Source organism: Klugiella xanthotipulae (assembly GCF_006716695.1).
In the GTDB taxonomy this organism is placed as follows: domain Bacteria; phylum Actinomycetota; class Actinomycetes; order Actinomycetales; family Microbacteriaceae; genus Klugiella; species Klugiella xanthotipulae.
In genome coordinates this window covers 36,237-49,043 of sequence record NZ_VFPN01000002.1, presented here as the reverse complement: position 1 = coordinate 49,043, position 12,807 = coordinate 36,237, and the positions used below count along the sequence as shown (strand labels likewise).

The 12,807-nt window shown below is 62.9% G+C and carries 12 protein-coding genes and 1 riboswitch; of the genes, 8 read left to right on the top strand and 4 right to left on the bottom strand.

The features are described 5' to 3' along the window. Positions 1 to 110 precede the first annotated feature (110 nt). The gene (locus FB466_RS06350) at positions 111 to 941 is read left to right on the top strand and encodes a hypothetical protein (RefSeq protein ID WP_211344778.1); all 831 of its coding nucleotides are present in this window, start codon (positions 111 to 113) and stop codon (positions 939 to 941) included. Here the strand turns inward: FB466_RS06350 and FB466_RS06345 are convergent. The 3 genes from FB466_RS06345 to FB466_RS06335 form a co-directional block, all read right to left on the bottom strand. Further along, positions 913 to 1,332 (bottom strand): VOC family protein, encoded by a 420-nt coding sequence (locus tag FB466_RS06345; RefSeq protein WP_141916967.1) that lies wholly within the window; start codon positions 1,330 to 1,332, stop codon positions 913 to 915. The two genes, FB466_RS06350 and FB466_RS06345, sit on opposite strands and share 29 nt — an antisense overlap. A 110-nt stretch (positions 1,333 to 1,442) precedes the next feature. After that, positions 1,443 to 1,787 carry a TFIIB-type zinc ribbon-containing protein gene (locus tag FB466_RS06340; RefSeq protein ID WP_141916965.1) on the bottom strand — a complete coding sequence of 115 codons (345 nt, stop codon included), beginning with the start codon at positions 1,785 to 1,787 and terminating at the stop codon, positions 1,443 to 1,445. Between the two features lie 66 nt (positions 1,788 to 1,853). After that, the gene (locus tag FB466_RS06335; RefSeq protein ID WP_141916963.1) at positions 1,854 to 2,231 is read right to left on the bottom strand and encodes a TfoX/Sxy family protein; all 378 of its coding nucleotides are present in this window, start codon (positions 2,229 to 2,231) and stop codon (positions 1,854 to 1,856) included. A gap of 174 nt (positions 2,232 to 2,405) precedes the next feature. Between FB466_RS06335 and FB466_RS06330 the strand changes: the two genes are divergently transcribed. Together FB466_RS06330 and FB466_RS06325 are read left to right on the top strand one after the other, a co-directional pair. Continuing rightward, entirely contained in the window at positions 2,406 to 4,148 is a 1,743-nt protein-coding gene (locus FB466_RS06330) for an AMP-binding protein (RefSeq protein ID WP_141916961.1), read from the top strand. Positions 4,149 to 4,236: 88 nt separating this feature from the next. Continuing rightward, the gene (locus FB466_RS06325) at positions 4,237 to 4,788 is read left to right on the top strand and encodes a hypothetical protein (RefSeq protein WP_141916959.1); all 552 of its coding nucleotides are present in this window, start codon (positions 4,237 to 4,239) and stop codon (positions 4,786 to 4,788) included. 12 nt (positions 4,789 to 4,800) lie between these two features. On the opposite strand, the gene FB466_RS06320 is transcribed toward FB466_RS06325, so the two are convergent. Beyond that, positions 4,801 to 5,253 carry a pyrimidine dimer DNA glycosylase/endonuclease V gene (locus tag FB466_RS06320; RefSeq protein WP_141916958.1) on the bottom strand — a complete coding sequence of 151 codons (453 nt, stop codon included), beginning with the start codon at positions 5,251 to 5,253 and terminating at the stop codon, positions 4,801 to 4,803. 72 nt (positions 5,254 to 5,325) lie between these two features. Next, a riboswitch (glycine riboswitch) is annotated at positions 5,326 to 5,415 on the top strand. Between the two features lie 123 nt (positions 5,416 to 5,538). Here FB466_RS06320 and gcvT point away from each other — a divergent pair. The 5 genes from gcvT (at position 5,539) to FB466_RS06295 (ending at position 12,807) form a co-directional block, all read left to right on the top strand. Beyond that, positions 5,539 to 6,693: a glycine cleavage system aminomethyltransferase GcvT gene (gene gcvT / locus FB466_RS06315; RefSeq protein WP_141916956.1), complete on the top strand. Its 1,155-nt coding sequence runs from the start codon at positions 5,539 to 5,541 to the stop codon at positions 6,691 to 6,693. Position 6,694: 1 nt separating this feature from the next. Then, positions 6,695 to 7,069 (top strand): glycine cleavage system protein GcvH, encoded by a 375-nt coding sequence (gene gcvH / locus FB466_RS06310; protein ID WP_141916954.1) that lies wholly within the window; start codon positions 6,695 to 6,697, stop codon positions 7,067 to 7,069. A 14-nt stretch (positions 7,070 to 7,083) separates the two neighbouring features. Further along, positions 7,084 to 9,984, top strand: a complete 2,901-nt coding sequence (gcvP, locus tag FB466_RS06305) for an aminomethyl-transferring glycine dehydrogenase (RefSeq protein ID WP_141916952.1) — start codon at positions 7,084 to 7,086, stop codon at positions 9,982 to 9,984. 322 nt (positions 9,985 to 10,306) lie between these two features. Then, positions 10,307 to 11,242: a universal stress protein gene (locus tag FB466_RS06300; protein ID WP_141916951.1), complete on the top strand. Its 936-nt coding sequence runs from the start codon at positions 10,307 to 10,309 to the stop codon at positions 11,240 to 11,242. Continuing rightward, positions 11,239 to 12,807, top strand: coding sequence for an APC family permease (locus tag FB466_RS06295; RefSeq protein ID WP_141916949.1), 1,569 nt, complete (start codon positions 11,239 to 11,241; stop codon positions 12,805 to 12,807). Before FB466_RS06300 ends, FB466_RS06295 begins: the two co-directional genes overlap by 4 nt.

Genomic DNA, 12,807 nt, shown 5'->3' with positions numbered 1-12,807 from the left:
GATCCACACGGATTTTCTATACCCTTCCGATCCTGACCATCCCCGTCAGCCTCTGCCTAGGCTGCCAACTGGCCGTGTTATCCCTCGACAGTGCACGTGTTTCTGAACTCATGAGTGAACCCCTCTACCTCCCGTTGTGGCTCGGAACACTGTTCTTTCTGTCCCTGTCAGTACCCGTTCAGATGGTGTACTCTCGAGCCCTGAGTGCAGCCTGGCTGCGGGAGGCCGTGGGCGGCTCAATTGACCGCATCCTTGACACGGTGGATCGTGAGTTTCTTCTCACGCTGGCTGGTCCGGCCCGACCGTCTCAGCCCTCCATCAGATTTCTGAACCGTCAATACCCTTTCATGGGAGGCTCTCTCGCGGGGCGAGTGCTTGAACAGGCCACACCGTACCCGGACGGAACACCGTCCGCCGCCATCACCCCGAACCCGCCGCTCGCCACCGATTATGGTCTCATGACTCGGTTGGCCCAGCGGATGGACGCCCGCGCACGGGTCTGGATGCTGGTGCTTCTCTGGGCCGTCCCCGCCGTACTGGCTGCGGTCGTGTTCCTGGTGGTGGCTGGCCGCGTGATACCAACGGATTCCCTGCCCCCGATGGTCTCCTTTGTGACCCGTGGCCTGATCGGCGCCGTGTTGTGCGCGGCGATTCTGAGCTGTTGCATCCTGGCGTTTCTGTGGTCACGCCACGAACTGCGTCGGGACTGGCTCGGCGTCCATTACGGCGGATCGGTTGGTGCCTTTGTCGGCCGTCTTGATCCGGTTCGGCAGGACGCGATACTGGCGGCCTGGCGTAAGAAGGGCCTACCGGCTGCCTACGCGTTCCTCCGTCGGGAGTATCCGGGGCTGACCGCTTTCGAGCAGGCCGCAGTGATCCGGGTGTTGTCTTCCCGGTTCGACGCGGCATCCGCTACTGCTGGGGCTGGCCCGCGATATTGACCATCCAGCTGATGCCGAATTTGTCAACGAGCATGCCAAAGCTGTCACCCCAGGGTGCTGTTGTGAGGGGCTGTCTGACGCTTCCACCCACGGCCAGTTCGTCGAAGTAGCCGCGCAACTCGGGCTCGTCGTCGCCGCTGAGTGAGAGTGCAAAATTGCTGCCCTGGGTCAACTCCATGCTGTTGGGAGTGTCCGCCGCCATGAGGGATAGGCCACCCGGTGCTTCGAGCATGGAGTGCATCACCTTGTCTTTCTCGGCGGGGTCTTCGCTGACCTCAAACTCGGCAAAGGTGCTGCGGGTAATTTCCCCGCCAAACACGCTCTGGTAAAAGTCGAGTGCCGCGCGCGCACTGTCACGGAAACTCAGGTATGCATTCAAGCTGGTGTTCATGATCAAACCTCCGGGTATGTGGTGTCTCTTGGTCTGATTATGAACGAGGAGACCCCCGGAGGGAAGGCGTAGAGGGATATTCGTCTCATCCCGCGCACGCCCCGTATAACCTAGTCGAAAAGTTCGCTCAACCAGTTTTCGCGCTTCTTCTTTTTGCCGTAGTGACCGTTGTTGTGGTCGTTGTGTCGTCGGTCGTCATACCGGGGCTCGTTGTAGCGCTGCTCCGGGTAGGCGGGGGGCTGGTAGCTGGGTTCCGGGTAGCCCTGCGGGGCGTATCCCGGCTCCGCATATCCGGATGCTGCCGGTGCAGGCGGGGCAACGACTCCGGCGCGCTCGATGATTTTGTCGAGTTCACCGCGATCCAGCCAGACTCCGCGGCACTGCGGGCAGTAGTCAATTTCGATTCCGTTGCGTTCGCTCATCACGAGCGTGTTGTTGTCGATTGGGCATTCCATGTGTCCAGGGTACGGATTTTTCTGCTGTGAGAATGCTGAGATCGGCTAAAGTCCCGCCGCGGAGGGTTAGCGGTCGTTGGCCCGCGCGAATGACCAGGCGTGCCGGAGTAGGCTCCGCCACGGCTCGAGGTCGCCCTCCGGGGTCGGATACACGCTGGCCCACTCCCGCATGGTGCGCCTGCCCATTGTCATGGGCTGTGCTTGTGCGGTTTCGATCAGGACGCGCACATCCGCTACAGAAGTCTTGATAACGAGGTCGCCGGACCGGCTGACAAAGGCGAAGATTTTTCCGTTCAGGCTGAGACCCGTGCCGTTGAACATACGCCCCTCGATGACGCCGGTCTCCTCGGAGAACTCGCCAGCCAGACGGTGCAAGAGATGCTCGCCTCGGGCGCGCGAATCGACCTGGTCAGCCGCTGACTCGGGGGATGTGGAATCGGGCATTGTCTCCGCTCCTACCTGTCGGGTTGTTACGTTATCACAAACAGATACCTGAATATAATATGTCTTGAATATCCCGACTTTACGCCGATCCGCATCGGGTATCGGCCATATCTGGCCAGCCGTCTCTTCGAGTGCCGATAGAGTGGAGAATCCCTGCGACCAGAGGAGATCTGCATGAGTGCAACCACCGCAACCACCGCCTTCCGGGCGGCCAGGGACAGTCTGCTGGCCCGGCGCACCGACTATGAGACGGCGATTGTCGGGTTCGACTGGCCGGATGTTGGCCCCCGCTTCAATTGGGCGAGCGACTGGTTCGACGTGGTGGCACGGGATAACGACCGCACCGCACTCTGGTTGGTCGAGGAGGACGGTAGCGAGCAGAAGATTACCTACCGCGAGATGGCGGCCCGCTCGGACGCCGCCGCGGCCTGGTTGCGTGCGCAGGGAGTCAACCGCGGTGACCGGGTGCTGCTCATGTTAGGTAACCAGGTCGAGCTGTGGGAACTCATGCTCGCCATCATCAAGCTGGGGGCTGTTATTATGCCCACCACAACCGTCCTGGGGCCACATGAGCTGGTTGACCGTGTGGTGCGCGGCGAGGTGCGTCACGTGATCGCCAACGCCGAAGACGCCCCCAAGTTTCAGGATGTCCCCGGCGACTATGGCCGGATCAGTGTGGGCGAGGTGCCCGGCTGGGCTCACTACGCCGAGGCCAACGCATCAAGCGCCCTGGCATCCCCACCCGATGGCGACCGCTGGTGCGACACTGAGGCGAGCGATCCTGTCCTCATCTATTTCACTTCCGGCACGACGAGTAAGCCCAAGATGGTGGAGCACAGCCAGGTCTCCTACCCGGTCGGTCACCTCGCGACGATGTACTGGTTGGGCGTGCAGCCCGGCGATGTGCACCTGGCAATCAGTTCGCCCGGCTGGGGCAAGCACGCGTGGAGCTGCTTCTTCGCTCCCTGGATCGCTGAGGCCACCGTCTTCGTCTACAACTACACCAAGTTTGATCCGGTGGCTTTGGAGGAACAGCTTGTCCGTGCCCAGGTGAACACCTTTTGCGCCCCGCCGACAGTGTGGCGGATGCTCATCCAGATGACGGAGACACGAGGCCCCGGGGCCATGCGGGAGCTTCTCTCCGCGGGGGAGCCACTTAACCCCGAGGTGATTGCCCAGATTCAGCGGATGTGGGGTCTACCCATCCGAGACGGCTACGGCCAGACCGAGACGACCGCACTCATTGCTAACACCCCCGGCTCGCCCATCAAAGCCGGCTCGATGGGCCGCCCGCTACCCGGTGCGGCCGTGGTTCTCCTCGATACCCGTACGGGGCAGCCCGCACCCGACGGGCCCGTGGAGGAGGGTGAGATTTGCCTCGACCTGGCCCGTCATCCCGTCAACTTGATGACCGGCTACGTGGCGGATGAGCAGCGTGACGCGCAGGCTCGCGAGGGCGGATACTTCCATACCGGTGACGTTGCCAGTCGCGACGAGAACGGTCTCATCAGTTACATTGGCCGTACCGATGACGTGTTTAAGTCCTCCGACTTCAAAGTTTCGCCATTTGAGGTGGAGTCGATTCTGATCGAGCATCCTGCCGTGGCCGAGGCGGCCGTTGTTCCGGCACCGGATCCGGTGCGTCAGACCATCCCGAAGGCTTACGTTGCGCTCACCGCAGGCTGGGAGCCCGGCCGGGAGACGGCCCGCGCCGTGCTGCAGCACTGTCGCGAGAACCTGCCACCCTACATGCGGATTCGCCGGGTGGAGTTTGCCGAACTACCCAAGACGATTTCCGGCAAGATTCGCCGGGTTGAACTGCGTCAGCGCGAGAACGAGGCTGCGGAGGCCGGAATCATCGTTGAGGGTGAGTGGCGCGAGGATCATTTCCCTGACCTCAAAAAGCCCGTTCGCTAATTCACATCCCGGCTTGCTCTCGGGTATGTCGGACTCGCGGCCCCTAAGCTAGTCACATCCCCTAAGCAGCACACCGTGAGGAACTCCCATGTTTGACCGCAACAGCAAAGCATTTCCCTGGATGATTGTGTCCATCATCGCCCTCGTGGCGATTGTGATCGCCGTCTTTGTTGTGGTGATCGTCAACGGGGCCCGAAGTGACGAGCCAGAGGCGGTCGAGACCACTTCGGTGCTGACCTCAGCCCCCGTGGCCACCTCAACGCCCCCGGCGGTTGAGGAAGAAACCCCCGTAAACTCAGATGTTCCTGAGGTGGAGGTTGGGCCAACCAAATCGCTTGCCGTGAGTCAATGGGGAGTCACCTTCGACTACTCGACCAAGCTGGGGGCACCGGCGTACTCGATTGAGGGCGACACCGTACTCGTCGATACCGCGCTCGTGCAGACGCTCCCAGAGTCCTGCGCCGCGGCGCGGGTGGGGTGGGGGTTCTCCCGCACAACGGCAGCGGATGCGACCCACGTTAACCAGGTGGGCGAATACTACTACGGCATTGCGATGCCCACCTCCGGATGCTCGGAAGACTCGGCCCTCTTCGACGAGTTGCACGGCCTGTACGCGGCCCTTGCCGCGTCAGTCCACTAGGCTCCAGGTCCGTTAGAATTCCCGTTGAGTCTCCCATCTTTCGATGGGCCCCTCGACCGCGCGGAAGAGTGCGGCTTCCATTGGAATCGTGTCCGCGTCGTGAACGGCGAGCAATTGCTCGGCACGTCCCGGGTCTCGAACGGTCAACTGGGCACACAGTCCGTCAAATTCGTAGCGTAGCTGAGCGGTCGTGACGGTAATCCTCATCTCGGGGTCCGCGGGTAGCGCCACGAGTTCGCGGTCGAACGAATAACCTCTGGCATCCGCCTCGTCAGCAAGCAGGTGCAGATAGGTGGAAATTGCCGAGGGTGGATTGTCCGTGCCGCGGAACCTTATCAGCTGCGGGTGGTTGCTGTCGTCCGTTGTGTTTCCCGCGAGTGCCTCCTGGGCGAGTAGCGTTTCGCGCCAGCAGACCGCCAGGCCCGTGTTGTCAAGGTATGAGGGGTCAAGGCTCCAGATGCGCATCCCACAACTCTACGCACCCCACCCCGGAGCGGCGTGAGTGTATGCTTATGCCTCATAACCGCATACTGGGCCGCACGTGATGCGGGAGAGCCGTGTTCAACACGGCACCGAAGGAGCAAGCCTCCCCGCCAATCTCTCAGGTAGTTGTACCGCATCGAATAGGCCACTCTGAAAAGTAGGGCGTGTCTCGCGCGTCCTCGCCCACGGTGAAAGCAGGCTATCGCCCGCGAAGCTCTCAGGCCTATGACAGAGGGGGAGTTCTCAGAGCATCGTCGCCGCAGACGGATGCTGACACCGATTTTGTGCCCAGGGAGAACTCTCGTGACAGACCATCTCAGCCCGCTCCACCACACCCATGTGGCAGCGGGTGCCACCTTTACTGACTTTGCCGGTTGGCAGATGCCCGTGCGCTACACGAGCGACCTCGCGGAGCACCACGCCGTGCGCACGGCCGCAGGTCTCTTCGATATCTCGCACATGGCCGAGATTATTGTTGAGGGTCCAGAGGCGCCAGCCTTTCTTGACTATGCGTTGGCGGGTCTCCTCTCTACCGCGATGATCGGGCAGGCCAAATACTCCCTGCTGCTTACCGAGCGCGGCACGGTGATTGACGACCTCGTGGTCTACCGGTTGACCCATCACTCCTACCTGGTGGTGGCCAACGCGGGGAATAGGTTCGCAGCTGTCCGCGCCCTCGTGGAGCGGGCCGTCGGCTTCGATGTAGCCGTGACCGACCGCAGCGACGATTACGCGCTGATCGCTGTGCAGGGCCCCCGAGCACAGGCGGTGTTGGAGCAAACCACAGGGCTGACCGTCGAGATTCCGCTTGACGAGCTGAAGTATTACCGCTCAACCTCCGGGAGTTTCTCCGGTGTTCCCCTGCTTGTGGGCCGCACCGGCTACACGGGGGAGGACGGTTTTGAGCTCTACATCGCAGCCGAGTCCGCCGCGGCGATGTGGGCGGCCGTGGCTCTCGCGGGTGCGGGTCTTGGCCTGGTTCCCGCAGGTCTTGCGTGCCGCGACACGCTGCGCTTGGAAGCCGGGATGCCGCTGTACGGTCACGAGTTGTCGCTCGATGTCTTTCCCGCCCAGGCAGGTCTCGACCGGGTGGTGGCGCTTACATCACAAGACAGTTTCGTGGGTCGTGAGGGCACCGAGGTGGGACCGGCCGACGGGGCCTGGCGGCTGGTGGGCCTCGCCGCCGAGGGGCGGCGGGCGGCGCGGGCTGGCTATCCCGTTTTCGCGTCCGTGTCGGAGAATAAACCGGCGGGAATCATTACGAGCGGGGCGCTCTCGCCCACGCTGGGGCATCCCATTGCCCTCGCCTTTGTGGAGCCCTCACTGGCCGAACCCGGTACCGAGGTTTCCGTCGATATCCGTGGCAAGCGCCTCAGCTTCGCCGTGACCGCACTCCCGTTCTATCGCAGAGAGAAGAAATAACATGCCCGTTCCCGAGAACCTCACGTACACCTCCGAGCACGAGTGGCTACTGATCGACGGTGACACCGCAACGGTGGGCATCACCAACTACGCGGCCGATCAACTGGGAGATGTGGTCTTTGTCGAGCTGCCCGAGGTGGACGATGCCATGATCGCCGGTGCGGTTGTGGGTGAGATCGAGTCAACCAAGTCGGTGGGCGAGTTGCTCGCCCCCGCCAACGGCAGCATCCTGGAGTCGAACCGGGCCGTGGCCGAATCGCCCGAGCTGGTCAACAGCGACCCCTTCGGTGCGGGCTGGCTCGTGCGGGTGCGCCTTGACGCGGCCCCCGAGGGTCTGTTGAGCGCAGCCGAGTACGATGCCCTCGTGGGCGAATAGGGAGAGACCCTTCGATGACTCAGGAGAGATTTGCCGAACGTCATATCGGCACCGATGCGCCCTCCCAGTACACCATGCTGGCGACCCTCGGGTACGCGAGTGTGGATGACCTGGTGCGCGCGGCCGTGCCTCGGGCTATTCACCTGGAGAATTTTCGTGCCCGGGGCGGTAGCCCTCTGCCACCGGCCGCGACCGAAACCGAGGCGCTGGCCGAGCTGCGCGAGCTGGCCGCGCGCAACACTGTGCGTCGCTCGATGATTGGGCTGGGATATTACGGCACCGTCACTCCCGCGGTGATCACGCGCAACGTGCTTGAAAATCCCAGTTGGTACACGGCCTACACGCCGTATCAGCCCGAGATCTCGCAGGGCCGGCTGGAGGCTCTGCTCAACTTCCAGACCATGGTGACCGACCTCACGGGTCTTGGTACCGCCAACGCGTCAATGCTCGACGAAGGTACCGCCGTGGTCGAGGCAATGCTGCTGGCCCGCCGTGCCTCCCCGGTGAAGACCCCGGTGTTCATTGTGGACACCGATGCCCTCCCTCAGACGAAGGCTCTCTTGGCGGCGCGCGCCGAGCCGCTCGGTATCACGGTTCTGGAGCGTGACCTCGCCGCGATAGCCGACACGGGGGCGGCCGAGCTGCCCGAGGCTTTTGGCGTTTTTGTGCAGTATCCTGCGGCTTCGGGTCGGGTGTGGAACCCGGCATCCGTGATCGCCGCCGTCCGTGAGGCCCGTGGCATCGCCGTGGTCGCAGCGGACCTGTTGGCGCTGACGCTCATGACTTCGCCGGGCGAGTTGGGGGCTGATGTGGCGGTCGGTACGAGCCAGCGTTTTGGGGTTCCCCTGGGCTTCGGTGGCCCGCATGCCGGCTACTTGGCCGTGCGGGCCGGTCTGGAGCGCCAGATGCCCGGACGTCTCGTGGGGGTGAGCGTGGATGCCGATGGTAACCCCGCCTACCGCCTCACCCTGCAGGTGCGAGAGCAGCACATCCGTCGCGAAAAGGCCACCTCCAACATTTGTACGGCCCAGGTGCTCCTGGCCGTGATGGCATCCATGTATGCCGTGTATCACGGCCCCACCGGGCTGCGGAGGATTGCCGAGAGGGTGGCCGCTTCGACCGCCGCTCTGGCTGCCGCGCTCACCGCAGCCGGTGTCGAAGTTGTACACTCCGCGGTCTTTGATACCCTCCAGGTGCGGGTGCCCGGCCGTGCATCCGCGATTGTGACCGCCGCACACGAGGCAGGTATCAACCTCTGGCCGATCAGCGGTGACGTGGTGCAGCTGTCAGTGGATGAAACAACCACGGCGGAAGAGCTTGCCCGTGTTGCGGTGTGTTTTGGTGTGTCGGGAGGGATCGTCGGTGTCCCAGGGGAGTGGCCGCTTCCTCCCGGGTTGGCCCGTACCTCGGCTTATCTGACGCATCCCGTCTTCAACACCCACCACTCTGAGACCGCCATGATGCGCTATCTGAAGCGGCTGGCAGACAAAGACTATGCGCTTGATCGCGGCATGATCCCGCTCGGCTCGTGCACCATGAAGCTCAACGCGGCAAGCGAGATGGAGGCCGTCACCTGGCCAGAGTTTGCGGCCCTGCACCCCTTTGCCCCCGAGTCAGACGTTGCGGGTTCGCTCGAACTCATCACCCAACTTGAGCGCTGGCTCACGGAGCTCACAGGCTACGACACCGTGTCGCTCCAGCCCAACGCGGGCAGTCAGGGGGAGCTTGCGGGCCTCCTAGCGATTCGCGGTTACCACCGGGCCAACGGTGCGGCGGATCGTACGGTGTGTCTCATCCCGTCGAGCGCGCACGGCACCAATGCGGCCTCGGCCGTGCTTGCCGGGATGAGGGTTGTGGTAGTCGCCTGTGACGCGGCCGGTAACGTGGATCTTGATGATCTGCGCGCCAAGATTACGCAGCACGCCGCCACTCTCGCCGCGCTCATGATCACCTACCCGTCCACGCACGGTGTATACGAGCATGAGGTCGTCGCGATCACCGAAGCTGTGCACGAGGCGGGCGGTCAGGTCTACGTGGACGGGGCCAATCTCAACGCACTCCTCGGGTATGCTCGCTTCGGCGATTTTGGTGGCGATGTGTCGCACCTCAATCTGCACAAGACGTTCTGCATCCCGCACGGTGGCGGCGGACCCGGTGTGGGACCCGTGGCGGCGAAGGCTCATCTGGCCCCGTTCTTACCCGGGCATCCGCTCGCGCAGCGTAACGCCCACCCCGCCCGCACCGCGGACGGCGGTGCGGGCATGATCGAGCATGGCGGCACCCCGGTGTCGGCCGCGCCATTCGGCAGCCCGAGCATTCTGCCCATCTCCTGGGCCTACATACGGATGATGGGTGAGGCCGGTCTGGTAGAGGCGACGGGGGCGGCCGTGCTCGCCGCCAACTACATCGCGGCGCGTCTACGTGACCACTATCCGGTGCTCTACACGGGGGATGCCGGTCTCGTCGCGCACGAGTGCATCCTCGACCTGCGGCCCCTGAAAGAAGCCACGGGTATCACGGTGGACGATGTGGCGAAACGTCTGATCGACTACGGTTTCCACGCGCCCACGATGTCATTCCCCGTTGCGGGCACGCTCATGGTTGAGCCGACCGAGAGCGAGGATCTTGCTGAGCTTGACCGTTTTATTGAGGCCATGATCTCGATCAGGGCTGAGGCGGATGCTGTGGCTGCCGGCGCGTTTCCGGCTGATGATAACCCCCTCGTGGCGGCACCGCACACCGCGCACGCGCTCATCGCGGGGGAGTGGTCGCACGCCTATACGCGCGAACAGGCCGCGTATCCAGTGCCCACGATTGTGCGCAACAAGTACTGGGTGCCGGTGCGCCGGATTGACCAGGCGTACGGTGACCGCAATCTTTTCTGTTCCTGCCCGCCGCCCGAGGCGTTTGCCTGACTCAGGTTGACGGAAAGACGCGGATGCTCCGAATGTCGGAGCATCCGCGTTTGTGGGCATCCGGCTACGGGGCACCACGGGCGGGTGATCTGTCTCGTCGAGCGAGACAAGACAACTAAATTCGTTGCTGTTCTTCTTAAAGTGTGCGCATTTCGTTGTATGAATTTGTAGCGGTTATCAAATTCGTTGGGTTATGCTTATCCAACTGTGGATTTGCCCCTCAGATGGCATCCGCTGACCGCCCGAGCGGTGGCCGTGATGCGGTCTCGGGCACTGATTTCAAAGATGAAAGCAGCCTCCGGCTGAGAAAGTAGGGCAATTGATGCGCTATGTAGTGGGTTATACCGCGGACGACCGGGGCCGCAATGCGGTTGACCTGGCGCTCACCTTCGCCCGCGGACAGAAGGCCACCCTCACCCTCGTGATGGTGCTTCCCCCCGCCGAGCCGTTTCAGGCGGTCTACCCGCCCGAGCGCGACTTCGAGGATATCCTTGCCCAGCAGGCTCAGGAGTGGCTGCTCGAGGGGGTTGCGCTCGTGCCGGAGGGTATCGCCGTCACCGCCGAGATTCGCTACGCCCACTCGTTCGCCGAGGGTTTGATGGCCGCGGCCGTTGAGTTGCGCGCCGCCATGATCGTCATCGGCACCGCCAAGGGCGGGCTGTTTCATCGCTCGACCGTGGGAAATGTGGCCAATGGCCTGCTGCACGCCTCGACTACCCCCGTGGCCATCGCACCGTTGGGCTACGGATCGAGCGGTGCGATTTCGCGTATCACCTGTGCGGTGGGCAGCCGGGAGGGGGCCGAGGCGATCCTGGAGGTGGGTCTCACTTCGTGTGCCAACCGGGGTATCCCGCTGCGTATTATCTCGTTGCTGGCCCTGGGAGCTGGTGCCGAGAACAGCACCGCGGCCGTTGAGCGGGCGCAGGCCCACGCGGATTCCGTGAAGGCGGAAGCCCTGGAGGTTCTGCCTGCGGGGTCGGTTGCCACCGCCCAGGCGGCACACGGTGCGACGATTGAGGACGCCGTCGAGTCGCTTGACTGGGATGAGCATGAGATCGTGATTGTGGGCTCCAGCCGCCTGGCGGAACGTCAGAAACTTTTCCTGGGGAGCACGGCGAACAAGATGTTGCGCGCGCTGCCCGTCCCGATGGTGGTTGTTCCGCGGCGCTACAGTCTGCCAGGCCACCTCAACCCGTTTGTCACCGATGACACTCGGGCATCCGAGCAGCATCGCGAAGAGGGTGGTACAGAGCTGTGACCGAGGTAGTGGATACTGTTCAGGCCGATGATAGTGGCATCTCTAAGAAGGGCCTGACGGAGGGCTCTGTCGGTGTTCTCGGTGCCGTGGTGATTGGGCTCTCGTGCTGTGCCCCCGCGTATACCCTCACGGCGGCGCTGGGCCCGGCCGCCTCCGAGGTGGGCACACAGCTTCCTGCCATCTTCATCGTGGGGTTCATCCCCATGTTCCTGGTGGCGATGGGTTATCGTGCTCTCAACAAGGCCATGCCCGATTCGGGCACCTCGTTTACCTGGGCTACGCGCGCGTTTGGGCCGTGGATTGGCTGGATGGGTGGCTGGGGGCTGATCGCCGCGACCGTTCTGGTGTTGTCCAACCTGGCCGGTATCGCGGTCGAGTTCTTGTATCTGGCGCTTTCGCAGATCTTCCAGAATCCGGAGATTGCAGACTGGGGGAAAATTGTCTGGGTCAATATCCTCACCTGTCTGAGTTTTATGGCGATCGCCACGTGGATTTCGTATCGAGGGATGACCTCCACCAAGGCGTTCCAATACGTGATCGTGGCCTTCCAGATGCTCATCCTGGTCTGGTTTATTGTCGCCGCTTTTACCGGGGCCTACGGTGGGAGCAACCCCGACTCGATTCCGGTTCAGCTCAGCTGGTTTAACCCGTTTGAGGTGTCCTCGTTCTCGGCCTTCTCCGCCGGTATCGCCGTCTCTATCTTCGTGTATTGGGGCTGGGACACCGTGCTCACCATGAACGAGGAGACGAAAGAGTCGAAGGGCAAGTCGAGTACCTCGGGTAAGGCCGCGACTATCCTCATCTTCCTGCTCGTGGGGTTCTACGTGGCGATTGGCACGGCCACGGTGGCCTTCGCCGGCGTGGGCGACGGGGCGACGGGCCTCGGGAACGCCGATATCGCAGACAATGTGTTTGCGGCGCTCGCTCATCCCGTGATGGGGTCGGCCGGTATCCTGCTCGCTCTCGCGGTGCTCGCGAGCTCGGCCGCATCGTTGCAGTCCACGGCGGTTTCGCCCGCCCGTACCCTGCTTGCTATGGGGCACTATAAGGCGCTTCCGGCCAAATATGCGACGATCAGCCCGCGCTACACCTCGCCCTCCTACGCAATCTTTGTCTCGGCGATTGTTGCCTCGGCCTTCTACGCGGTGATGCGGGTCGTCAGTGAGAACGTCTTGTGGGATACCATCACGGCCCTCGGCATGATGGTCTGCTTCTACTACGGCATCACGGCGTTTGCCTGCGTGTGGTACTTCCGGAGGGAGGCTTTCACCTCGGCGAAGGCGTTCTTCCTGAAGATTCTGATGCCCGGCCTTGGCGGTATCTTCCTGTTCATCACGTTCATTCAGACGGCAATCGACAGTATGGATCCCGAGTTTGGTAGCGGATCAGCGATCACCTTTGGTAGCGGACCGGACGCCTACCAGCTGGGTCTCGTCTTTGTGCTCGGTGTGGGGGTGCTCTTGCTGGGCGTGGTGGTCATGTTCATCATGCGCTGGCGCTATCCGGCGTTTTTCCGCGGAGAGATCCTTAAGCAGGGAACACCGCTGCTCACGATCGACGAGTAG